General features: G+C 57.1%; 18 protein-coding genes, 5 tRNA genes and 1 pseudogene. 20 read left to right on the top strand and 4 right to left on the bottom strand.

Annotation, left to right across the window (positions count from 1 at the left end; genetic code table 11):
- Nucleotides 1-30: 30 nt before the first annotated feature.
- Complete coding sequence (locus HMPREF9334_RS07520) at nt 31-579, bottom strand: beta-class carbonic anhydrase (RefSeq protein ID WP_006692876.1); 549 nt, start codon at nt 577-579, stop codon at nt 31-33.
- A 64-nt stretch (nt 580-643) separates the two neighbouring features.
- A complete protein-coding gene (gene rpmB / locus HMPREF9334_RS07515) occupies nt 644-835 on the bottom strand; it encodes a 50S ribosomal protein L28 (RefSeq protein ID WP_006307492.1) in 192 nt (63 codons plus the stop codon).
- Between the two features lie 288 nt (nt 836-1,123).
- Between rpmB and codY the strand changes: the two genes are divergently transcribed.
- The 5 genes from codY to HMPREF9334_RS07490 all read left to right on the top strand — a co-directional run bounded on the left by codY (nt 1,124) and on the right by HMPREF9334_RS07490 (nt 3,037).
- Nucleotides 1,124-1,951 carry a GTP-sensing pleiotropic transcriptional regulator CodY gene (codY, locus tag HMPREF9334_RS07510; RefSeq protein WP_006692875.1) on the top strand — a complete coding sequence of 276 codons (828 nt, stop codon included), beginning with the start codon at nt 1,124-1,126 and terminating at the stop codon, nt 1,949-1,951.
- Between the two features lie 145 nt (nt 1,952-2,096).
- A tRNA-Glu gene (locus HMPREF9334_RS07505) sits at nt 2,097-2,171 on the top strand.
- A gap of 5 nt (nt 2,172-2,176) precedes the next feature.
- Nucleotides 2,177-2,253 (top strand) — tRNA-Asp (locus HMPREF9334_RS07500).
- Nucleotides 2,254-2,264: 11 nt separating this feature from the next.
- Nucleotides 2,265-2,340, top strand: a tRNA-Phe gene (locus HMPREF9334_RS07495).
- An 85-nt stretch (nt 2,341-2,425) separates the two neighbouring features.
- A complete protein-coding gene (locus HMPREF9334_RS07490; protein ID WP_006692874.1) occupies nt 2,426-3,037 on the top strand; it encodes a DedA family protein in 612 nt (203 codons plus the stop codon).
- A 41-nt stretch (nt 3,038-3,078) separates the two neighbouring features.
- Here the strand turns inward: HMPREF9334_RS07490 and brnQ are convergent, their stop codons facing one another.
- The gene (gene brnQ / locus HMPREF9334_RS07485) at nt 3,079-4,482 is read right to left on the bottom strand and encodes a branched-chain amino acid transport system II carrier protein (RefSeq protein ID WP_211204850.1); all 1,404 of its coding nucleotides are present in this window, start codon (nt 4,480-4,482) and stop codon (nt 3,079-3,081) included.
- A gap of 166 nt (nt 4,483-4,648) precedes the next feature.
- Between brnQ and HMPREF9334_RS07480 the strand changes: the two genes are divergently transcribed.
- The 10 genes and pseudogenes from HMPREF9334_RS07480 to HMPREF9334_RS07440 all read left to right on the top strand — a co-directional run bounded on the left by HMPREF9334_RS07480 (nt 4,649) and on the right by HMPREF9334_RS07440 (nt 16,025).
- Nucleotides 4,649-4,723 (top strand) — tRNA-Gly (locus HMPREF9334_RS07480).
- A 6-nt stretch (nt 4,724-4,729) separates the two neighbouring features.
- Nucleotides 4,730-4,803: transfer RNA gene (locus HMPREF9334_RS07475), tRNA-Cys, on the top strand.
- Nucleotides 4,804-4,879: 76 nt separating this feature from the next.
- On the top strand, nt 4,880-6,193 hold the full coding sequence (gene miaB, locus HMPREF9334_RS07470) for a tRNA (N6-isopentenyl adenosine(37)-C2)-methylthiotransferase MiaB (protein ID WP_006692872.1): 1,314 nt from the start codon (nt 4,880-4,882) through the stop codon (nt 6,191-6,193).
- 195 nt (nt 6,194-6,388) lie between these two features.
- On the top strand, nt 6,389-8,983 hold the full coding sequence (gene mutS, locus HMPREF9334_RS07465; protein WP_006692871.1) for a DNA mismatch repair protein MutS: 2,595 nt from the start codon (nt 6,389-6,391) through the stop codon (nt 8,981-8,983).
- Nucleotides 8,980-10,857, top strand: coding sequence for a DNA mismatch repair endonuclease MutL (gene mutL / locus HMPREF9334_RS07460; protein ID WP_006692870.1), 1,878 nt, complete (start codon nt 8,980-8,982; stop codon nt 10,855-10,857). Before mutS ends, mutL begins: the two co-directional genes overlap by 4 nt.
- The gene (locus tag HMPREF9334_RS07455; RefSeq protein WP_006692869.1) at nt 10,854-11,657 is read left to right on the top strand and encodes a class I SAM-dependent methyltransferase; all 804 of its coding nucleotides are present in this window, start codon (nt 10,854-10,856) and stop codon (nt 11,655-11,657) included. Before mutL ends, HMPREF9334_RS07455 begins: the two co-directional genes overlap by 4 nt.
- 23 nt (nt 11,658-11,680) lie before the next feature.
- Nucleotides 11,681-11,828, top strand: a pseudogene (locus HMPREF9334_RS12835) (secretion protein HlyD); the annotation flags it as partial.
- An 84-nt stretch (nt 11,829-11,912) separates the two neighbouring features.
- Nucleotides 11,913-12,290 (top strand): TIGR02530 family flagellar biosynthesis protein, encoded by a 378-nt coding sequence (locus tag HMPREF9334_RS07450; RefSeq protein WP_039957417.1) that lies wholly within the window; start codon nt 11,913-11,915, stop codon nt 12,288-12,290.
- A gap of 172 nt (nt 12,291-12,462) precedes the next feature.
- On the top strand, nt 12,463-14,499 hold the full coding sequence (locus tag HMPREF9334_RS07445; protein ID WP_006692867.1) for a flagellar hook-basal body complex protein: 2,037 nt from the start codon (nt 12,463-12,465) through the stop codon (nt 14,497-14,499).
- Nucleotides 14,500-14,681: 182 nt separating this feature from the next.
- Complete coding sequence (locus HMPREF9334_RS07440) at nt 14,682-16,025, top strand: anaerobic C4-dicarboxylate transporter (RefSeq protein ID WP_006692866.1); 1,344 nt, start codon at nt 14,682-14,684, stop codon at nt 16,023-16,025.
- 60 nt (nt 16,026-16,085) lie between these two features.
- Here HMPREF9334_RS07440 and HMPREF9334_RS07435 read toward each other — a convergent pair whose 3' ends face one another.
- Entirely contained in the window at nt 16,086-16,982 is an 897-nt protein-coding gene (locus tag HMPREF9334_RS07435) for a LysR family transcriptional regulator (RefSeq protein ID WP_006692865.1), read from the bottom strand.
- A gap of 223 nt (nt 16,983-17,205) precedes the next feature.
- Here HMPREF9334_RS07435 and motA point away from each other — a divergent pair, with 223 nt between their 5' ends.
- The 5 genes from motA to HMPREF9334_RS07410 all read left to right on the top strand — a co-directional run bounded on the left by motA (nt 17,206) and on the right by HMPREF9334_RS07410 (nt 22,049).
- Complete coding sequence (gene motA / locus HMPREF9334_RS07430; protein WP_006692864.1) at nt 17,206-18,003, top strand: flagellar motor stator protein MotA; 798 nt, start codon at nt 17,206-17,208, stop codon at nt 18,001-18,003.
- 1 nt (nt 18,004) lies between these two features.
- Complete coding sequence (locus HMPREF9334_RS07425; RefSeq protein ID WP_006692863.1) at nt 18,005-18,925, top strand: flagellar motor protein MotB; 921 nt, start codon at nt 18,005-18,007, stop codon at nt 18,923-18,925.
- Between the two features lie 78 nt (nt 18,926-19,003).
- Nucleotides 19,004-19,381 carry a holo-ACP synthase gene (acpS, locus tag HMPREF9334_RS07420; protein WP_006692862.1) on the top strand — a complete coding sequence of 126 codons (378 nt, stop codon included), beginning with the start codon at nt 19,004-19,006 and terminating at the stop codon, nt 19,379-19,381.
- Entirely contained in the window at nt 19,378-20,934 is a 1,557-nt protein-coding gene (locus tag HMPREF9334_RS07415; RefSeq protein WP_006692861.1) for a bifunctional ADP-dependent NAD(P)H-hydrate dehydratase/NAD(P)H-hydrate epimerase, read from the top strand. The genes acpS and HMPREF9334_RS07415 overlap by 4 nt, the downstream gene beginning before the upstream one ends.
- Nucleotides 20,935-21,023: 89 nt before the next feature.
- A complete protein-coding gene (locus tag HMPREF9334_RS07410) occupies nt 21,024-22,049 on the top strand; it encodes a branched-chain amino acid aminotransferase (protein WP_039957415.1) in 1,026 nt (341 codons plus the stop codon).
- The last annotated feature ends 39 nt before the right edge of the window (nt 22,050-22,088 follow it).

Raw genomic sequence — 22,088 nt, 5'->3', positions numbered from 1 at the left:
TGTGAAGCGTTCTTTTTTTGTACGAAGAGGTTATTTTGCTGCGCCGATCTTTTCGGCCTCCTCGACGACGATCAGCCGTCCCGTATGTACGTCGTAGACATAGCCGTGGATGACAATGGAGGCAGGGACGAGCGGGTGGGTTCGCAGACGGCGCACATCGCGCACAAGGTTCTCCTCGATCGTGCCGCTGATCGGCATAAAGTCGATGTAGTGTGCCTCCGTTGGGTCAATCCCGTGCACATGGGCATCCGAGGCGAAGAGTTCCCGTGCATCCTCGTTTGTAAAGCCCATCATTCCGCAGTGTGTGTGTTGGATGACGAACCATTCCTTTGTTCCGAGCATCTTGTAGGAGATGAGGAGGGAGCGGATGACATCGTCCGTCACGCGCCCGCCCGCGTTGCGGATCACGTGTGCATCGCCCTTTGCCAGTCCTGCAAATTTCGCAGGATCAAGGCGGCAGTCCATACAGGTGACAATGGCGATGTTTCGCGCCGGATGATGCGACAGACTTCCCTTGTCGCCGAATCCCTCGACGTAACGTGCATTTGCCGCATGAATCTCTTTTACATTCTTGTCCATCAAATCATCCCTTCTTTATAGAAAAAACCGCCCGACTGTCGGACGGCTTCCTCTATGCACTTGCTTACACGGCACGCTCGACGTTGCCGGAACGCAGGCAGCGCGTGCACACATTGACGTGTTTGACCTCACCCTTCACAAGGGCGCGGACACGCTGAATATTCGGCTTCCACTTGCGTTTCGTCTTCACATGGGAGTGGCTCACATTGTTGCCGCTCATCGGCCCTTTGCCGCAGACCTCGCATACACTTGCCATTGCTACACCTCCTCGACGCGTACTTCACTCAAGTCACGCGCAATACCGTGATATTATACTATGATTCCATCCATTAGGCAAGACACTGAAAAAATTTTTTCACAAACTATCGCATGAGGCTATGGGATGATAGTAGGATTTTATCGCTGAAAGATGAAAAACATTCAAGTTTTTCTTGAAATTTGGAAAAAAAGTAGTATTATATTTATAGAAGGAAAAATGTCTTTATACGGGGTGTGGTTATTTGTTTCAGGCTGTGCGGACAGCTTGAGAAAGAGGGGGATTCAGATGCTGTCATTGTTGGGAAAGACACGGCAGATCAATCGGTTGCTCCAGCGCTCGGAGAGCGTTGAGTACGACGGAATATCGCGCGTGTTGAGCAATGTACTTGAGGCGAACGTCTATATCACGGATGAGAGCGGTAAAATTTGCGGATACGCGCTCTTTGATGATGACGACCTCATGATGAACGAGGCGATTGAGCTGGGACAGTTCCCGCGCAAGTATGTCGATTGGCTCAATCGGTTGGAGGAGACGCACGCAAACATCCGCGTGGATGCAGAGGGGGCGCCCTACGAAAAAGAGATGGCGGACTTGTTCCGCGGGCAGAACATTGTTATCACGCCGATTTACGGTCCGCGACGCAGACTGGGGACTCTCGTTGTGGCAAGCGGCAAAAAGGAGTTTGGAGATCCTGACCTCCTGCTCTCCGAGTATGGCGCAACCGTCGTCGGCATGGAGATGCTGCGCGATGCGGCACAGAAGAGCGAGATCGAGGCGCGTCAGCGCGAGGCGGTACGCATCGCTGTGGAAACACTCTCGTACTCCGAACGCAAGGCTGCACACGCGATTCTGCAGGAACTCGCAAGCCAGGGGAAGTTCGAGGGCAGACTGATCGCCTCGCGCATCGCCGACGATGCGAAGATCACGCGCTCGGTTATCGTCAATGCGCTGCGTAAGTTCGAGTCTGCGGGTGTCATCGAGTCGAAGTCGCTCGGCATGAAAGGGACATTCGTGCGCGTCACGAATTCCTATCTCATGGAGAAGCTGCCCGAACTTGAGGAGTACGCCGCAGATGTTCAGTGGGCGAACCTCGGCAGCAGCCTCAACATCTAAGGAATGGGTGACGTTGCAGCTCAAAAACCATATGATTATAGCGCAAATAAAAGATGTTGACAAGCGGTCAAAAATCTCATATAATTGCCTTCGTGAGTGAGCGGCGGATACCCCCGCGGGTGTTCCGCCGTTTCTCATGATGTTCGGCGCGTTGGTCAAGTGGTTAAGACACCGCCCTTTCACGGCGGCTTCACGGGTTCGAATCCCGTACGCGTCACCAGATATGGCCCGGTAGTTTAGTTGGTTAGAATGCCGCCCTGTCACGGCGGAGGTCGTGGGTTCAAGTCCCATCCGGGTCGCCATTTTTCCTTTTGCCTCGGTAGCTCAGTTGGTAGAGCAGGGGACTGAAAATCCCCGTGTCAGTGGTTCGATTCCGCTCTGAGGCACCACCTTGGATTTGAATCTCCAGTACAGCAGTGCACTGGGGATTTTTTTGTAGGGAAGTTCTTGTGTATACACGAAGGAGATTTTGCTGTGGAATATTTCTCTCAGATGTTTCTCTCGTTCATCGCGTCGTGGGGCTACGTCGCCGTCGCCGTACTCATGGCGGCAGAAAACGCCTGCATTCCGATTCCGAGTGAGCTCATCCTCGGGTTTGCGGGCTGCCTTGTCTCTGCGGGGCACATGACATTCTCGGGAGCGCTGCTTGCGGGCATGGTCGGCGGGCTGCTCGGCTCGATTTTTGCCTACGAGGTCGGTGCACGCGGCGGTCGCCCGTTCGTAGATCAATACGGGAAATACTTCTTCATCAAGAAATCCCACGTCGATACGGCACAGGACTGGTTTGACCGCTACGGGCTCAAGGCTGTGTTCTTCAGCCGTATGCTGCCCGTCATCCGCACATTCATCTCGCTGCCGGCGGGATTTGCACGCGTCGATCCAAAGCGATTTTTTACCTACACCATCGCGGGCTCACTTCCGTGGACGGCGGCGATTCTCTATGCCGGCATGATGCTCGGCGAGAACTGGACGGATCTCATGGAGTACGGTCACGAGGCGAGCCTTATCTTCGTCATCTGTTCCGCCATCGCCATTATTTACTTCTATCTTAAATGGAAGAAGAAAAAGAAGCGTCACCTGCATTAAAAAATGGGTTGCTGCATGAAGTTCATGCGGCAACCCATTTTTTATGTATGTGCCTCCTCTGCGGGCACAGGCGCAGTCTGAAACAGTGAGATGGCAAAGCCGAGAACTGCTCCGACAACAGCGGGACAGATCCAGCCCATCATAATCGCGTAGAACGGAATGTACTCTACGAGCAGCGCGTGCATTGGGGCATTTGACAGACCTGCCGCATGCAGACCGTCGATCAGCGAGAACACGAGCGTCAGCGCCATTGCTCCCTGATAGATGCTTCTGCGCCAGCCGATGACGCGGTCAAAGAGCGAGAGGATGACGAAGACGATGACGAGCGGATAAATCACAACGAGGAAGGGAATGGCGAGTGCGATGATCTGCGTCAGACCGACATTTGATGCCGCAAAGCTGAACAGAATCGAGAGGAGCAGCAGCCGCTCGTATGAGATGCGTCCCTTCAGCAGCTTGTTGAAGAACATCGCCGCGCTTGAGGTGATGCCGCAGCACGTAGTCAGGCACGCGAGCGCGATGATGACGGCGAGCAGGAGATTTCCCGCAGAGCCGAAGAAGATACCAACCGCGCCCGAGAGAATCTGCCCGCCGTTTTCCGAGTGACTGAGTACCGAGGCACTCGTCGTGCCGATGTAGGCGAGCGAGCCGTAGACAATTGCCATGAGAGTAACGGTGATGAGACCGGAGACGAGACACGCAGCTCCGATGGCGCGGCTGTCCGTGATTCCGCGCAGACGGACGGCATTCGTCACGAGTGCGCCGATGGCGATGGAGGCGAGCAGATCCATCGTCTGATAACCGTCTTGGAATCCCTGTGCAAATGGTGCGTCGATGTAGTTCCCGGTCGGTTCAAGTACATTCCCGAGCGGCGCATGAAATGCCTGCACAAAGAGGATGAGCAGGACGAGCAGGAGTGCCGGCGTCAGCATCTTGCCCACGCGATCGATGATCTTGTTCGGATTCAGTGCGAGATAGTAGGATGCCGCGAAAAAAATCGCCGTATAGATCAGCTGTCCGAGCGCGAGATTGTCCTCGGCGAGAAAGGGGCGTATACCGATCTCGAATGAGACCGCACCCGTACGCGGCATTGCAAAGAGCGGACCGATGATGAGATAGAGAATGACGAGCAGTGTTGTCGCGAACAGCGGCCATGTCTTTGTGTGCAGAAGGGAAACGTACTCCCCGCCCGCGAGCGCAATCGCCGTGATGCCGAGGAGCGGAAGTCCGATGCCCGTTGTCATAAATCCAAGCATCGCAAGCAGTGTGTGATCGCCCGCCGCCTGTCCGAGTGCGGGCGGGAAGATCAGATTACCTGCGCCGAAGTAGATGGAAAACATCATAAATCCAAGCGTCAAGAGGTCTTTCTTTTTGAGTGCGTTTATGGCAGTTCCCTCCAAATATAAAAATACACATACAACAGCATAAAAAGTATTATCTTTCATTATTGCAGAAGTAGATGTACCTGTCAAATATTTACGCCCATTTATGAAAAAAATCTTGTCGATTTTTGTGGAAAGGCGGTTCATTGCGGGAATTTTCTCCTTGACAGAACCTCCTCGTGCAGATATAATATCTAAGTATCGCTCATGCGGCACAGGAAGATTTTGTGCGGAAGTAGCTCAGTGGTAGAGCACCACCTTGCCAAGGTGGGGGTCGCGAGTTCGAGCCTCGTTTTCCGCTCCATCTTTCGGCGACATAGCCAAGTGGTAAGGCCGAGGTCTGCAAAACCTTTATCCCCAGTTCGATTCTGGGTGTCGCCTCCAATATGAAATGCGGTCTGGAAGGATTTCTTCCAGACTTTTTTACTATCTGTATGACTGTGTAAATGAGAGGAAACGAATGCGGGGACGTTACAAGATACTCGTCTATGGCTGCCAGATGAACATTGCTGATGCGGAGCGCATGGAGGGACAGCTGCAGGGCGCGGGCTATGAGCGCACGGAGGAGATGGAGACGGCGGATGTGATCCTCATCAACACCTGCTGCGTGCGCGAGACGGCAGAGGACAAGGTCTATGGGAAGATCGGCGAGATCAAGAAGATCAAGGAAAAAAATCCGAAGCTGATCTTTGGCATTGCGGGCTGCATGGCACAGAAGGAGGGGGATAACCTCATGCGCCGCGCACCGCACATCGACTTCGTGCTCGGGACGGGAAAGGTGCAGGAGCTTGCCCGTATCGTCGCGGAGATCGAGGCAGAGCATTCGCCTGTGGTGGACGTGACACTTGCAGACAAGACGATTGCGGAGAATCTGCCCGTTGCACGCGGCGGCAAGTTTTCTGCGTGGGTGCCCATCATGTACGGCTGCAACAACTACTGTACCTACTGCATCGTACCCTATGTGCGCGGACGTGAGCGCAGCCGTGCGCCCGAGGAGATCGTGGCGGAGGTGCGCCGTGCGGTCGCGGAGGGCTATACCGAGGTGACGCTGCTCGGGCAGAATGTGAACTCGTACGGCAAAGACCACAAACAGGCGGATTTTGCCGACCTCCTGCGCATGGTGGACGAGGTGGAGGGCATTCGCCGCGTGCGCTTTATGACCTCACATCCGAAGGACATCAGCGACAAGCTGATTGATACCATCAAGAACGGACAGCATATCTGTGAGCACATCCATCTGCCCGTACAGTACGGCAGCAACCGCATTCTCAAGGCGATGAACCGCGTCTACACGGTGGAGAAGTACCGCGAGCGTGCACAGCGCGTGCGTGAGGCGCTGCCAAACGCGAGCCTGACGACCGATCTCATCGTCGGGTTTCCGGGGGAGACGGATGAGGACTTTGCGGAGATGCTTGCATTCCTGCGTGAGATGCGCTACGACTCGGCATATACCTTCCTCTACTCGAAGCGTTCGGGCACGCCTGCTGCGACCATGGAGTGCCAAGTCTCCGATGATGTGAAGCACGCACGCCTGAACGCCCTCATGGAGGAGCAAAATGCGATCAGCCGCGCGATCAATGACCGTCTTCGCGGTGCGACGCTTGAGGTTATGGTCGAGGGGGCGAGCAAGAACGACCCGACCGTTTGGAGCGGACGCACGCGCACGAACAAGATTGTGCTCTTTCCGCACGGTGCGGAGTGTGAAGGTGACTTTGTGCAGGTGAAGATCACGCAGCCTCAGACATGGGTGCTGAAGGGCGAGATCATTTCATAGGAGTACCTCTATCGGATCGGTTCACTCACTAATTCCCCCGTATCGACGAGGGAAGCTAATATGGCGTAATTGCCGCATGCCCCAAAGCCTCCCCTGCCACAGCGGGGGAGGTGGCACGCGTCAGCGTGACGGTGGGGGCGCTTTGAACAATGCACTGTTATTTTTGTTTCTATCACATAATTTAGGAGGTTCGTTATGGACGCGCAGAACGTCACGCCGATGATGCAGCAATATCTCTCCGCGAAGCAGGCACATCCGAACGAACTGCTCTTCTTTCGTCTCGGCGACTTCTATGAGATGTTCTTTGACGATGCAAAGGTGGCGGCAAAGGAGCTCGGACTGACGCTCACGAGCCGCAGCGGCGATCTCGACAAAAGTCCCATGTGCGGTGTGCCCTATCATGCGGCGGACAGCTACATCGCACGCCTCGTCGCAAAGGGGTTCAAGGTCGCAATCGCCGAGCAGATTGGCGACCCGAAGGCAAAGGGGCTGACGCACCGCGAGGTGGTGAAGGTCGTGACCCCCGGCACGGCACTCTCGGACGAGGTGCTGCGCGACGCATCGAATATCTATATCACGCTGCTTCACGAAACGAACGACGGGACGTTCTTCCTTGCGGGAGCAGATATCTCTACGGGTGAGACATTCTACGCCTCCTATGCGGGTGAGACGGCGGCGCAGCAGATTCTCGACGAACTCTACCGTCGTATGACGGCAGAACTTCTGATGACGGACGGCTTCTCCCTCGCGGACACGGTGCGAGCGTTTCTCACACAGCGTCTTCCGCACTGCGCTGTCGCGACTGTACCGACGATAGAAAGCGATGAGCTCCTCGCGCAGCATTTTCCCGCTGCCGAGATTCCGACGGATGCGGGCGCACGGACGGCAGTCGCAACCCTCCTGCGCTACCTCCACGATACGGTAATGGCGGATCTCTCGCAGCTGAACCGCCTTTCCTTCCTCGATGCAGCGGATACGATGCAGCTCGACACCTACACGCTGCGCAACCTTGAGATCACACGTAGTCTGCGCGACGGCGGCAAGAAGAACACGCTTTTCGACGTGCTCGATTTTACGCGCACGCCGATGGGAACCCGTCTCCTCAAGGCGTGGCTTGAGCATCCGCTTCTGACCCCGCATCGGATTGATGCGCGGCTCGGTGCTGTTGCGGAACTCGTGGAGAACGCACCGCTGCGCGGCAGTCTGCGTGAGCACCTGCGCTCAGTCTATGACTTTGAGCGTCTGCTCACGCGCATCGAGACGCAGACGGCGAACGCACGCGACCTCGTTGCTCTGCGCGTTTCCCTTGCGGCACTCCCCGCCGTCCGCGAAATCCTCGGTACGGCGGCGACCAGTCTCCTCACGCGTGCGCACGCATCCATTGAGACCTTCGACGACCTCCGCAACACACTCGAACGTGCGATTGTGGACGAGCCGGGACTCTCCGTGCGGGATGGCGGCATCATTCGCGCGGGCTATGATGCGGCGCTCGACGAACTGCACGCCTTTTCCCACGACAGCAAAGCCCTGCTGCAGGAGATGGAGGAGCGCGAGCGCATGCGCACGGGCATCAAGACGCTCAAGATCGGCTACAACAAGGTCTTCGGCTACTACATCGAGGTGCGCCATAGCGGGCGCGACCAAGTACCCGCCGACTACATCCGCAAGCAGACGCTTGCCAATACGGAACGCTTCATCACCGAGGAACTGAAGGCCTTTGAGGCGAAGATCCTCGGAGCGCAGGAGAAGATCACCGCGCTTGAGTATCATATTTTCACGGAATTGCGCGAGCAGGTGCGGGCGCAGCTTGTTCCCATCCAGAACGTCGCGCGTGCGATTGCGCGTGTCGATGTCCTCCAGAGCCTTGCCAAGGCGGCGGCAAACTATCGCTATGTGCGCCCGCAGGTAACGACAAACGGCGCGATCCTCATACGGGACGGACGTCACCCGCTCGTAGAGCGACTGCTGCAGCGCGAGGTATTCGTCCCGAACGATACCGACCTCAGCCACGGCGGGACGGAGACAATGCTGATTACGGGGCCGAATATGGCGGGCAAGTCCACCTATATGCGGCAGGTTGCACTGCTTACACTCATGGCGCAGATCGGCAGCTTCGTCCCCGCACGCGCGGCAGAGATCGCACCCGTCGACCGCATCTTCACGCGTATCGGCGCGAGCGACGATCTCGTGAGCGGGCAGAGCACCTTCATGGTGGAGATGAACGAGGTCGCGCAGATCCTGCGCGAGGCAACGAAGGACAGTCTCGTCATCCTCGATGAGATCGGGCGCGGTACGAGTACGTTCGACGGCATGAGCATCGCGCGTGCTGTTGTGGAGCATATTGACAAATATATTCATGCCAAAACCCTCTTTGCAACGCATTACCACGAGCTCACGGAGATGGAAAACGAGCGCATCCGCAACTACTGCATCGCCGTGCGCGAAAAGGGGAAGAATGTCGCATTCCTGCGCCGCATCGTCGCAGGTGCGGCGGACAAGTCCTACGGTATTCACGTTGCTCGCCTCGCGGGACTGCCGCCGAAGGTGACGGCGCGTGCAGAGGAGATCCTGCACGCACTCGAACAGAAGGAATCCGCGTCTGCCGGCGCAGAGATACCCGCCGCAAACACGCAGGAAATGCCGCCTGCCGAGGGAATGGCATCCCTCTTTGCGGACGGTACCCTCGATGAGCTTAGAACACTGGACATCATGACCATGACGCCGCTTGAGGCGATGAATACACTCTATCGTCTGCAGGAACAGGCGCGGAAGGAGGCAGGGCAGGCATGACGCAGATTCATATACTGGACGACAGCACCATCAACAAGATTGCGGCGGGCGAGGTCGTGGAGCGTCCCGCCTCCGTCGTCAAGGAGCTTGTCGAAAACGCGATGGACGCGGGCGCGACGGCGGTTGAGATCGAAATCATGGGCGGCGGTGTCAGCTTCATCCGCGTGACGGACAATGGGCGCGGCATGACGCGCGAGGATGCGCAGACGGCGATCCTGCGCCATGCGACCAGTAAGATCTCCTCCGTATCCGACCTTCAGACCGTTGCGACGCTCGGCTTTCGCGGTGAGGCTCTGCCGACCATCGCATCCGTCTCGCGATTCTCCCTCCTCACGCGGCGGGCATCGGATGACCTCGGTACGCGCGTTGACATCCTCGGCGGCAAAATGCCCGAGATTGAGGATGCGGGCTGCGAGATCGGGACGAGTGTACGCGTCGAGGAGCTTTTTTTCAACACGCCCGCACGCAAGAAATTTCTCAAGACGAATACGACCGAGGCGGGCAAGATCAGTGACTATGTGATTCGGCTCGCGCTCTCGCGCCCCGATATCGCATTTCGCTTCATTAACAATAATCGGCTGACGATCATGACGGCGGGAGATGACAGCCTGCGCCGCGCCATCGAGAGCATCTACGGCGGCGATACGGCGGGGGCGCTGATCCCACTCGACTTCCACGATGAGGAGGCGGAGATCCGTATCACGGGCTACATCTCGAAACCGTCCGTGATCCGCAGCAGCCGCGCGTGGCAGACGTACATCGTCAACGGGCGTACGATACAGAACCGTGCGATTGCGAAGGCGATTGACAACGTCTACCGTGCGCTCGTTCCGAAGATGGGCTTTCCGCTTGCCGTTCTTCGCATCGAGGTGCCGCAGCGAACCATTGACGTGAACGTGCACCCGCAGAAAACGGAGATGAAATTCGAGGACGAGGGGCGCATCTTCAAGGCGGTCTACAAGTCTGTGCTCGACGCGATTCGAGGAGCGGCGGGGGAGAGTACGGCAATTGCGTCGTCGGTCGAAAAGCCGAAATTTCACTACGAAGCCGTCCCGCTGAACGTCGGTGTACCTGCTGATGCGACTCCATACACACGGAATGCCGCCGCTCCCGCAAATACCTACGCGATGCCGCCCGTGCGTCCACAGACCGTACATGAGGCGGTGCAGTGGCGCGGACAGAGCGTTGACCTGCGTGCCGCGCAGGATCGCGTCGCTGCCGTGCGCAGTGAGGAACGCGCGGCGTTTTCTGCCACAGGTTCGCATTCCAATGTGGAGCAGGGCGCAGAGATGGAGGGAAACCTTCTCCCCATCGGACAGGTTGATCTCACCTACATCATCGCCCAGAGTGCGCAGAGTCTCTACATCGTCGATCAGCATGCGGCGCACGAGCGCATCCTCTTTGACCGTTTCTCCGCACAGGCGGACGGAATTCCGTCCCAACAGATGCTCGTGCACGCGATTCTCTCCTTTGACGCGCGTGAGGCGCAGTACATCGAGGAGAATGCGGAGCTGTTCGACCGTCTCGGGTTCCACCTCGAACCTGCGGGAGAGCGCGAATATCGCTTGACCGAGGCACCTGCCGATATCCCGACGGACGAGGCAGAGGACACGATACGCGAGATCCTGATGTCCCTTGGCGATTTGCACGCGGCAACCCCTGCGAACCTGCGTCAGGCGGGGCTTGCAACGATGGCATGCCGCGCGGCGATCAAGGCGGGCGAGGAGCTGAGTGTGCGGCAGATGGAGATCCTGCTCGACGAACTCCGTGTGACGCCGTTCCCGTTCACCTGTCCGCACGGGCGACCGACCATCCTCCGATTCGATACCCATGACCTCGCGAAGATGTTCAAGCGCACGGGGTTCAACCTATGAGAACGAACACCATCAGCGCGATTGTGACGACGGTGCGGCGCGGACAGAAATATACGGAGGCGAACCGTACGCTTGCGGCACGGACGGCGGCGGCACTCGGCATACCGAACGTCCCACGCGGCAATGATTCGCTCGAAGAACTGCGTGCGGCATACGGTGTGGATGCTGCGCTTGTCGCACGGCGCGGCCTCTTGACGCTCGTTACGGCGGAGGGGGAACTTTTCTTTCATCCGGGCATGTCGCATCTGCGCATCAAAAATTTGCTGCTCGGTCACGGCGACCACCTCGTCTCTGCACTTGGGCTTGTGGAGGGGATGCACGTCCTCGACTGCACCCTCGGTACGGGCGCGGATGCGATTGTCGAGAGCTTTGCCGTCGGGGCGCAGGGAACGGTCACGGCACTTGAGTCGAACCCCTTGATTGCGGCAGTCATCGCAGACGGGCTCGCGCACGCGACAGGCGACAACTATGAGATGCACGCGGCAATGCGCCGCATTACCGTGCATCACGCAGATGCTCTCACATATCTGCGTGCGGCGGAGACGGACAGCTGTGATGTCGTTTACTTCGACCCCATGTTTCGCCGTCCGCTCCACGAGAGCGCGGGCATGAACGCGCTGCGCGTGCTTGCCGATTCGCGTGCGCTTACGGAGGAGACCATTGCGGAGGCGCGCCGTGTGGCACGCCTCCGCGTCGTCATGAAGGAACGCCGTGAGAGCGCAGAATTTGAACGCCTCGGCTTCACGCACATCACGGGAGGAAAGTACAGCCGCATCGCGTACGGTGTGATGGAACTCTAAAATCTTTAGGAATCGCTGATAAAATGAAGTCCGTCAGATTGGCGTAGATTTTTTCGTCCGAACAAGGAGACAAACCGGACGCATAGCAAGGGCTATGTGGAGGATTTGTCGACACAGTGCGGGCAAAAAAGATACGTCAAGATGGCGTGGCTGAATTTATCAGTGCTTCCTTTATTTCCATTTAAGTTTATCTCACATTCCACCGATATACACGGTGGAATGTTTTATTCTACACCAAAGAGAGGAGGTGAGGCGATGAGGATTGCAGACGATTCGATCGCGCTGGTCGGGCAGGGATGCAGGGGGGCCGGCCACGGACGAAAAGTAATGGACAGCAGCGGAGCGTCGTTTGCACAGGTACTTGAGGGAGCACGGGAGCGCGTTCGTTTCTCGCAGCACGCAGAGGAGCGGCTGCAGCGGCGCGGTGTCATGCTCACGAACACGGAGCTTGAGAAACTTGGCTCCACCATCGACCGTATGCGGGAGAAGGGTGCAAGGGAAGCCCTGATCTATATGAAGGACAGTACGGCGATGGTCGTCTCAGTGACGAACCGTACCGTGATCACAGCGCTCGACGACGTGACCGCGGCAGACAGTATTTTTACGAACATTGACAGTGCAGCCATCATCTGACGAAGCCGGACCTACGGGAGGCTTTTGACCGCGCGCGACTGGTGCGGTCAGCAGAGAGACGGAGATCGTCTCCCAAAGCACGGGGAGCACAGAACACCCCTGCGGGGGCGTGTTTCCCATACAGATATGGCTTTCCTTTGCACTGTCACACATGGCAAAGGAGAGATTCATTATGATGCGTTCCATGTTCTCGGGTGTCTCGGGACTCAAGGGTCATCAGACCCGCATGGATGTCGTCGGTAACAACATTGCGAACGTCAATACCACGGGCTTCAAGGCAAGCCGCGTTACGTTCGCGGACATGATCTCGCAGAACCTCTCGGGGGCGTCTTCGCCGACGGGGAACATCGGCGGCGTGAACCCGAAGCAGGTCGGTCTCGGCATGAGTGTTGCAAGCACTGACCTCATCTACACGAACGGCTCTGTGCAGCAGACGGGCAAGAACACGGATGTCGCCATCTCGCGCGGCGACGGGCTCTTTGTCGTCAAGCGCGGCAATCAGCAGTTCTATACGCGCAACGGCGCATTCGGATTCGACGCGGAAGGCAACCTTACCATCCCGAGTACGGGTCTCTACGTGCAAGGCTATATGGCGAACAACGGGGTTCTCAATGTCGCAGGCGACAACACGACAAAGATTCAGATCCCTGCGGGCAAGTCCATGGAGGCAAAGACCACCGCGACGGCATCCTATACAAAGAACCTCAATGCATCGACGCCGGGCTATCAGGTCGCGAATACCCTCGTAAAGTATGCGGACGGTACGTCTGAGACGGTAGCGAACTATACTCCGACCGAGACAGGAAAGATATCCCTGACCCTTTCGTCAGGTGAGACGGTCACATTGGACGGCACGGCTACCTATCCATTCGATACCGCGACTGCTGTAGCAGGTAAGACACTCTACACGTCTAAGATCTCCAATGTTACGGCTTCGCCTACCGGCAAGGTTGATCTCAAGTTGGGGATTGATACCGACAACGCTTCCAGTCCCAAAAAGATTGCGGGCGCAACAACCGATATCTCTCTTACGGGGCTTGAAAGCGGAACATATACCTTCGGTGGGACGTACAACATCAGCGGAACAATCACGAAGGTGACGGCGGTCGGTACGAATGAAGTCGAGTTGGAGCTGGCTGCAGACAACAACTTTACCAACCCAAAGGCTCCGATAAAAGTCACTGTTCCAAGTCCGACGACCTTTACATACAAGGTTGGCGACACCTATAACGGGCAGCTCAAGATCAAAGAGGTAAAAGGCAATGCCGGAGCGACATTGGCGACAGCCGATGGAAATAAGGCGAAGCTTGCCTCTGCTGTGACCGTTACGAGTGCGACACAGACATTTGCGCGTACAGCTACGGCTGCAGATGGTAACGTTGTGGCAACCTCGCGTGTCTCTGTATATGAGCACAATAACAAGACGGTCTCGGGGGTTGTGCTCAATACGAAGAGCGGCACGGCGATTGATGGGCTTGTAGCAAAGACCTACGCTCAGGGCGATACCTTCTATCCGTCGGTGGCGACAACAGTCACGGTCTATGATTCGCTCGGTGCGAAGCACTCTATCCCCGTTGTCTATACGAAGACAGCAAACAACAAATGGCAGCTCTCGCTCGGCAGCGGTGGCGACTCTTATACCATCAAGGAAGCAGACGGGACGCTGACGACTGTTTCCCTCACAAAAACCGAGCTCACCTTTGACACGGCAGGCTCTTATGTGAGCGGATCTGCCTCGCTGAACCTCAAGTACACAAACGGCGCGGCACCGCAGCAAGTCAGCATGAACCTTGCGGCGATCACACAGTATTCGGGTACGTCGACCATTTCGGCAACCTCCGATGGCAACGCGGCGGGTACGCTTGCAAGCGTTGATATCGACAGCTCGGGTGTCATCACGGGCACGTACACGAACGGTGTCCGCCAGAAAGAAGCCCAGATTGCGATGGCGCAGTTCAACAACCCATCGGGTCTCACGAAGATGGGCGGCAACCTCTATCAGGAGTCGAACAACTCCGGTACGCGCACCATCAGCGGTGCGTCGGATATCGGTTCGGAGCTGACGACCTCGGCGCTTGAGATGTCGAACGTCGACATCGCCGACCAGTTCTCCGACATGATCATCACGCAGCGCGGCTTCCAGTCGAACTCGAAGATCATCACGGTGTCGGACGAGATGCTTGAGACACTGATCAACATGAAGCGCTAAGCGTAAATATCAAACACATACCTTATTTGAAAGAGCCGCCCTCAGGCGGTTCTTTTGTTTTGGATAGCTTCTGTTTATATATCCTAGGCTTTACTAATAATCTATTCGTGATGTATAATAGTACACGTTGCTATTATGACTGTGCAGGGTGGGGTCTCTGCGTAGAATGGGGGAATTGTTCTATGGAAATGATTTTGGGCTTTATTGTCCTTCTCGTCTGCCTGATTGTCGGTGTGCGGCACGGGGGGCTTGGGCTCGCGGTCATCAGCGGCTTCGGCCTTGTGATCTACACGTTCGTCTTCGGCTATCAGCCGGGCAAGCCGCCGATCGATGTCATGCTCATCATCCTTGCGGTTGTGACCTGCGCGGGCTTCCTGCAGACGTCGGGCGGCCTCACGGTCATGCTGAAGTATGCGGAGAAGTTCCTGCGGAACAATCCCAGGCACGTCACGATCCTCGCACCGCTGACGACGTGGTTCCTCACGGTGCTCTGCGGTACGGGGCATGTTGTCTACACCATGTTCCCGATCATCTACGACATCGCGATCAAGCAGGGCATCCGTCCTGAGCGTCCGATGGCGGTTTCGTCCGTTGCTTCGCAGATGGGCATCTGTGCTTCGCCGGTGTCGGTTGCGGTTGTTTCGATGGTCGCGTTTCTCTCGGTCTCGGGGCATGAATTCTCCGTGTTTCAAGTGCTGTCTGTGTCGATTCCGGCGACAGGACTCGGTGTTTTCTTTGCGGCACTGTGGAGCTATCGACGCGGCAAGGATCTCGAGCAGGATGAGCGTTTCCAAGAGTTCATTCGCGACCCCGAGAACAAAAAGTATGTTTACGGTGATACCGAAAGTCTCATGGATAAGGAGCTCCCGACAGAGTACTACCGTGCAATGTATATCTTCTTTGTCGGTATCATTGCAATCGCAGTACTCGGCAACTTCCCCGAACTGCTGCCGAAGTTCCCGCCGAAGCCGGATGCTGCACCGAAGGCGATCTCAATGGTGGTCGTGATCCAGATGGTCATGCTGCTTGTGGGTGCGACGATTCTGCTCGCGTGCAAGGTCAAGGCAAAGGATGTTGGCAACTCACAGGTCTTCCGCTCGGGTGTGGTTGCACTCGTCTCCGTCTACGGTGTGGCGTGGATGGCAGACACCTACTTTATGAACCACATGGGCTTCCTCAAGGAATTCCTCGGCTCTGCCGTGCAGAACTATCCGTGGGCGTACGCAGTGCTCGCGTTCCTCACATCGAAGCTCGTGAACTCGCAGGGAGCGGCGATCGCAATCGTGGTGCCGATGGCACTGAATGTTGGAATGGACCCGATCCTCGTGCTCTCGTTCATCTCGGCGTGCTACGGATACTTCTTCCTGCCGACGTACCCCTCCGACCTCGCGTGCATCGGTTTTGACCGCTCGGGTACGACGCGCATCGGCAAGTACATTCTGAATCATTCGTTCATGATTCCAGGGCTTATCGGTGTCAGTTCTGGCTGCTGTGTAGGCTATCTCATCGCACATTTGATTTTCTGAGCGATTGATTGTATGCAAAAAGGATTGCTGCAAAAATGCGGCAATCCTTTTTTTGTGCTCTCAGAGTATGGTATGATCGGGTTGGTGGCTGAGGATGTCCTTGCTGAACTCGATGAAGGACTGAGCGGCGCGTGAGATGTAGCGGTCGCGCTTCCACGCGAGTCCGACGTCGACGTAGACGGGGGTTGCAAGGGGGATCGCACGGATGCCCGGTGTGTCGCGCACAATCATGTCGAGCAGGAAGGCGATGCCGACGCCGCTCGCGACGAGCCCCATGATGGTGACGACCTGATTCGACTCGAGTACGATGTTCGGCGTGACACTTGCTGTCTTCATCTTCTGCAGCATCATTTGACGCAGGAATGAGCCCTCCTTGAGCATGATGAGACTGTGCGCCTCAACGTCCTGCAAGGTGATCGCCTTGCGTGCGGCGAGGTCGCTGTCCTCGGGCACGCAGCAGACGATCTGACTGCGTGCCATGGGGAGAAGCTGAAGGTTCGGCGAGCTCTCCGGGATGATGATGATGCCAAAGTCGAGTTCGTCGCGCTCAAGCTGTTCGCGGATCGCGACGGAACCCTCCTCGTGCAGATAGACATCGAGATGTGAGTAGCGCCGCTGAAAGCTCGAGAAGATCTTTGGAAAGAGGTACGCGCCCATCATCGGCGGAATACCAATCTTGATCGTGCCCTTCTGCAGCTGCTTGTAGTCGTTGACCTCAAGCACGGCATCCTGTATGCTGCGCAGGGCAATCTCGACACGTCCGAGAAAGACTGCGCCCTCGGGGGTGAGGGAGAGCTGTTTCTGGCTGCGGTCAAAGAGCTGAATGCCCAGCTCGCCCTCGAGTTTCTTGATGGCAACGGTGATGTTGGGCTGTGAGACGCGGAGGCGTTCGGCGGCACGCGTAATGTTTTTGAGCCGGCTCGCCATCTGGAAATATTCCAACTGCCGTAGTTCCATGTGACCATCCTCCTAATAACTTTTCTTTATGCGCTCTCTATTATATCATATTTTCGATGAATATATGATAGGATAATATAAATTTATTGAAAAATTTTTTGTATCTTTTTAAGAGTTTTTTTCAAAAAGAGGTAGGATTTTTCGGGGAGTTATGGAATAATATAGGAAGATGTGGATGTGTGTCTGACGGATCAGATATGTATGCGTCCATTGATCGAGAGAAATGGATTGGGGGGCTTTTGTTTTGGAAAAATCAACGGTTATCGGGCTTATCATGGGGGTTATCTCGATCTTTGTTGGTATGATCCTGAAGGGGGCACCGCTGACGGCGCTCAATAATCCTGCGGCGTTCCTGATCATCATTGGCGGTACGTTCTCGTGTCTGTTCATCGGATTCCGTATGGAGCAGCTGGGGAACTTCGTCAACCTGATCAAGAAAACCTGTCGAGTCCCACAGCTGCAGGAGAAGGGGCAGCTCGTGCAGCAGTTCATCGAGCTGTCACAGATCGCGCGCCGTGAGGGAATTCTCGCACTTGAAAGCAAGGCGCAGGAGATTCAGGATCCGTTCTTCCGCACGGGGTTGGGCATGGTCATCGATGGAATGGACCCGGATTTCGTCGGCGATGTGCTGGACGCAGAGCTGGCGATCATGCAGGAGCGTCACGCCGAGGGGCGCTCGATGTTTACACAGGCGGGTACATATGCGCCGACACTGGGCGTTCTGGGCGCGGTTGTCGGTCTGATCGCGGCACTGGGCAACCTGAACGATATCGATAAGCTCGGCCACTCGATCGCGGCTGCATTCGTTGCAACGATTCTCGGTATCTTTACGGGATACGTTCTCTGGATGCCGTTCGCGAACAAGCTCAAGATCATGTCCGAGCAGGAGGTCAGCCAGAAGCGCATGATTATCGAGGGGATTCTCTCTCTCCAAGCGGGTGATTCCCCGACGGCGATTGAGGCGAAGCTCATGGTCTTTATCCCGCAGACGGAGCGTGAGGCACTGAAGGGAGAGGGCTGATATGGCGCGTAAAAAACATGCGAAACCGCATGAAGAGGAAGCGGGCGAGGCTTGGCTCCTGCCTTACTCCGATCTGATGACGCTGCTGCTCGCGCTCTTTATCGCACTCTTTGCGATGTCACAGACGGACTCCTCGAAGATGCAGGCACTTGCGCAGGCGTTTACGGCGGCGTTCAACATGGGCGGTCCCTCGTTCTTCTCGGGAATGGGGCCCTCCACGTCGATGCCCAACACACCGACGACCTCGGCTGACAGTACGAATTCTGCCTATATGCAGGAGAATGAGAACCTGCGTGAGGCACAGGAAAAGCTCGAACAGTATATCAAGGAGAACAATCTCCAAGATCAGGTGTCGACAGAGCTCTCCGAAGAGGGCCTGATGATCCGCCTGAAGGAGAAGGCACTCTTTGCCTCCGGCTCTGCGGCACTGCAGGGACAGGCAGAGCAGATTGTGCCCGTCATCGCGGGGTTGCTCGCATCTCTGCCGGAGCGTGTGACGATCTCGGGGCACACGGATAATGTGCCGATCTCGACGGCGCAGTTCCCGTCGAACTGGGAGCTCAGTTCCTCGCGTGCGGTGAATCTGATGCGCGGGCTGATGGGGGTACAGCCGTCGCTGAACCCCGCGCGGTTCAGCGCACTTGGATACAGCGAGTACCGTCCGATTGCATCGAACGACACGGAGGAGGGGCGTGCGCAGAACCGCCGTGTTGAGGTGTTTATTGCACGCAGTATGCGGTTCAGCCAGGATGACACGATCAGTGCGTCCGACGGGCAGGTGAAGACGAGCGCGAACGCATCGTCAGCGACGATGCCGAAGGCGAGTGCACCCGCTGCACCGACGGGTACGCCTGAGATGGGCGCGTCTGTGCGTCCAACCCCGAATACGCCGGGGCTTGTACCTGCGCCGCTGCAGCGCTGATTTGCTAAGAGAAAAAGGAATTGGAAGGGGCTATTGCGGGGGCAATGGCTCCTTTTTCTGTCATTGACAGGAGGCATTATGATTCTGGGCATCGGCAGCGATATCATCCATATCCCGCGCGTAGCGCGTGCGATTTTGAACGAACGCTTTTTGCAGCGCGTCTATACGGTGCGGGAGCGTGCCTATGCCAAGAGCAGAGGAAGGGGGGGGACTGCAAGTCTTGCCGCGCGCTTTGCGGGTAAGGAGGCAGTTCTCAAGGCTTTCGGGACAGGGTTGCGTGACGGCACGATGCAGGATGTGGAGATTCTGCCCGATGTGCTCGGCGCACCAAAGGTGCATCTCGGTGGATATTTTGCCGTACGTGCGGCTGAGATGGGGGTGACCAACGTATGGATCACACTCAGCCATGAGCGCGACTATGCGCTCGCCTATTGTATTTTGGAGGGTCAGCGATGAAGATATCGTTTGCAGAGGATATGCGACAGATTGATGCTTGTGTGACGGAGACATACGGATTACCCGCACTTGCTCTGATGGAGAACGCGGGACGCCGCTCGGCGGAGGAAGCGGCAGAGATGCTTGGCGGGGCGGGCGGCAAGGTGTTTGCTGTCTTTGCCGGCGGCGGCAACAACGGCGGAGATGCTTTTGCCGCAGCGCGCCATCTCATGAATATGGGGGCGCGGGTGAAGCTGTTCTTCACGGGAGAGGTGAATCGTCTCGGTGATGCGGCGCGTGCGATGCACGATGCGCTGCACGCAATGGGCGTAGAAATACGACCTCTCGTGAGTGATCGCGACTGGGATCGCCTGCGCGTGTCGCTGCGGTTTGCGGATGGTATTGTAGATGGGCTGCTCGGAACGGGTGTGCATGGAGAACTGCGTGAGCCGATTGTGCGTCTCGTCGGAGAGATCAATGCTGCGGGAAAGCCTGTGATGGCGATTGATATTCCGAGCGGTGTGGAGGCAGATACGGGGCGCATCTCGTCGTGTGCTGTGAATGCGGTGCGAACACTCGCGCTTGGATTGCCGAAGGTGGGGCATCTCATCGGAGCGGGTGCAAATGCCGCCGGTGAACTGCTGGTTGACGATATCGGAATCCCCCATGCGCTGCTGGAGGGCGAGGAACTGCGTCAGTCGCTCATCACACGAGAGGCGGCGGCAAAACTGCTGCCGGCACGCGCGCACGATGCACACAAGGGAACGTGCGGACGCGTTCTTGTGGTTGCGGGCTCACTTGGCATGACAGGCGCGGCAGCTCTCGCGGCGGAGGCTGCACTCAGAATCGGTGCGGGGCTGGTGACACTTGCCGTTCCCGAAAAGCTCTATCCTGTGCTCGCGGCGAAGATGACCGAGGCGATGGTCGTTCCCGTACCCGATGAGGGAACGGGATATTTCGGTGGAATCAAGGCTCTTGAGACTGTGCTCTCCCTCGCGGCAAATGCAGATGCAGTGCTGATCGGCCCAGGGATCGGACGGACGGCGCAGACGAGTGAGTTCGTTCGTCTCTTTGCCGCCGATGTAAAGGCACCACTCGTGATGGATGCGGATGCGATCTATGCATTCCGCAGCCATCTTGACGCGCTGCGCGATCTGCCGCAAGTGCCGATCCTCACGCCGCATCTCGGGGAATTCGCAGGACTGCTCGGCAAGACGGCGGACGAGGCGGCGGGCGATCTGCTGAACATGGCGCGTGCGGCGGCGAAGGAGCATCAGGCGGTCTTTGTCGTCAAGAGTGCGTGTACGATTGTGGTCTACCCCGACGGGGATGCGTTCTTTACGACGGTCGGCAATGCGGGGATGGCGACAGCGGGCGCGGGCGATGTGCTCGCGGGTGCGATCACGGGGCTGATGCGGCAGATGGAGAGCGGGATGACACCGCTCGTCGGGGTCTATGCGCACGGCCGTGCAGGTGATCTCGCATATGAGGCGCACGGCAACGGGCTTTTGGCAGGGGATATTTTACGTCGTTTGCCGCAGGCATTGGGGGAGCTGGTCAATATACCGGTATGACTTTGCCGTCGAACCTCCCTCGTGACATTGACAACATCCCTCCATCGTACTATGATAGGGAAAATCTGTATTTGAAAAGAGGGCATATTATGGCAAAGGCGGATATTGATTGGGGAAATCTGGGGTTTGGCTATCGTGCATTGCCCGAGCGCTATGTGGCGAACTATGCGGACGGCACATGGGACGCAGGCGGACTGACATCCGACGCGACGGTGACGCTCAGTGAGTGCGCCGGCATTCTGCACTACTGCCAGGAGGTCTTTGAGGGGCTGAAGGCGTATGAGACGGTGAACGGTGATATTGTGACGTTCCGCCCCGATCTCAACGCGGAGCGCATGTATCACTCGGCGGCGTATCTTGAGATGCCTTCGTTCCCGCAGGAGCGTTTCCTCGAGGCGGTGGACGCGGTGGTTGCGGCGAATCGGGACTACGTTCCGCCGTACGGCTCGGATGCGTCGCTCTACCTGCGTCCGCTGATCTTCGCGACGGGTGAGGTGATCGGGGTAAAGCCGGCGGATGCGTATCAGTTCCGTCTCTTTGCCACGCCCGTCGGACCCTACTTCAAGGGCGGTGCAAAGCCTGTGCGGCTCTGCGTGAGCGACTTCGACCGTGCGGCACCGCATGGTACGGGGCACATCAAGGCGGGGCTGAACTATGCGATGAGCCTGCATGCCTATATGACGGCACACGCGGCGGGCTTCGATGAAAATATGTTCCTCGATGCGGCGACGCGCACCCATGTCGAGGAGACGGGCGGCGCGAATTTCCTGTTTGTGACGAAGGACGGAACGATTGTGACACCGAAGTCGGGATCGATTCTTCCGTCGATCACACGCCGTTCCCTGATCTACATTGCAGAGCATATTCTCGGAATGAAGGTGGAGGAGCGTCCTGTTCCGTTTGCGGAGCTTGCGGAGTTTGCCGAGTGCGGTCTGTGTGGAACCGCTGCGGTGATCTCGCCTGTCGGTTCGGTGGCGCACGGCGATCAAGTCGTCATACTGCCGAGCGGGATGGAGCATATGGGACCCGTTCTCCAAAAGCTCTATGACACGCTGCGCGGCATTCAGCTCGGAACGGTCGAGGCACCTGAGGGCTGGATTCGTAAGATCTGCTGATGCTTCCAATTTCGCTTCCTTTACGAAGGCATTTCCAGT

This window comes from Centipeda infelix ATCC 43532 (assembly GCF_000234095.1).
In the GTDB taxonomy this organism is placed as follows: Bacteria; Bacillota; Negativicutes; order Selenomonadales; family Selenomonadaceae; genus Centipeda; species Centipeda infelix.
Note: the sequence above shows the minus strand (reverse complement) of the source record. Positions and strands in the feature narration are given on the sequence as shown.

Bases quoted from the DNA above. Each gene is read 5' to 3' on its own strand.
- brnQ (WP_211204850.1), bottom strand. From the start codon at position 4,482: ATGAAAGATAATACTTTTTATGCTGTTGTATGTGTATTTTTATATTTG.
- HMPREF9334_RS07440 (WP_006692866.1), top strand. From the start codon at position 14,682: ATGGAAATGATTTTGGGCTTTATTGTCCTTCTCGTCTGCCTGATTGTC.
- HMPREF9334_RS07445 (WP_006692867.1), top strand. From the start codon at position 12,463: ATGATGCGTTCCATGTTCTCGGGTGTCTCGGGACTCAAGGGTCATCAG.
- HMPREF9334_RS07435 (WP_006692865.1), bottom strand. From the start codon at position 16,982: ATGGAACTACGGCAGTTGGAATATTTCCAGATGGCGAGCCGGCTCAAA.
- mutS (WP_006692871.1), top strand. From the start codon at position 6,389: ATGGACGCGCAGAACGTCACGCCGATGATGCAGCAATATCTCTCCGCG.
- HMPREF9334_RS07410 (WP_039957415.1), top strand. From the start codon at position 21,024: ATGGCAAAGGCGGATATTGATTGGGGAAATCTGGGGTTTGGCTATCGT.
- acpS (WP_006692862.1), top strand. From the start codon at position 19,004: ATGATTCTGGGCATCGGCAGCGATATCATCCATATCCCGCGCGTAGCG.
- HMPREF9334_RS07455 (WP_006692869.1), top strand. From the start codon at position 10,854: ATGAGAACGAACACCATCAGCGCGATTGTGACGACGGTGCGGCGCGGA.
- miaB (WP_006692872.1), top strand. From the start codon at position 4,880: ATGCGGGGACGTTACAAGATACTCGTCTATGGCTGCCAGATGAACATT.
- rpmB (WP_006307492.1), bottom strand. From the start codon at position 835: ATGGCAAGTGTATGCGAGGTCTGCGGCAAAGGGCCGATGAGCGGCAAC.
- mutL (WP_006692870.1), top strand. From the start codon at position 8,980: ATGACGCAGATTCATATACTGGACGACAGCACCATCAACAAGATTGCG.
- motA (WP_006692864.1), top strand. From the start codon at position 17,206: ATGGATTGGGGGGCTTTTGTTTTGGAAAAATCAACGGTTATCGGGCTT.
- HMPREF9334_RS07415 (WP_006692861.1), top strand. From the start codon at position 19,378: ATGAAGATATCGTTTGCAGAGGATATGCGACAGATTGATGCTTGTGTG.
- HMPREF9334_RS07450 (WP_039957417.1), top strand. From the start codon at position 11,913: ATGAGGATTGCAGACGATTCGATCGCGCTGGTCGGGCAGGGATGCAGG.
- HMPREF9334_RS07520 (WP_006692876.1), bottom strand. From the start codon at position 579: ATGGACAAGAATGTAAAAGAGATTCATGCGGCAAATGCACGTTACGTC.
- codY (WP_006692875.1), top strand. From the start codon at position 1,124: ATGCTGTCATTGTTGGGAAAGACACGGCAGATCAATCGGTTGCTCCAG.
- HMPREF9334_RS07425 (WP_006692863.1), top strand. From the start codon at position 18,005: ATGGCGCGTAAAAAACATGCGAAACCGCATGAAGAGGAAGCGGGCGAG.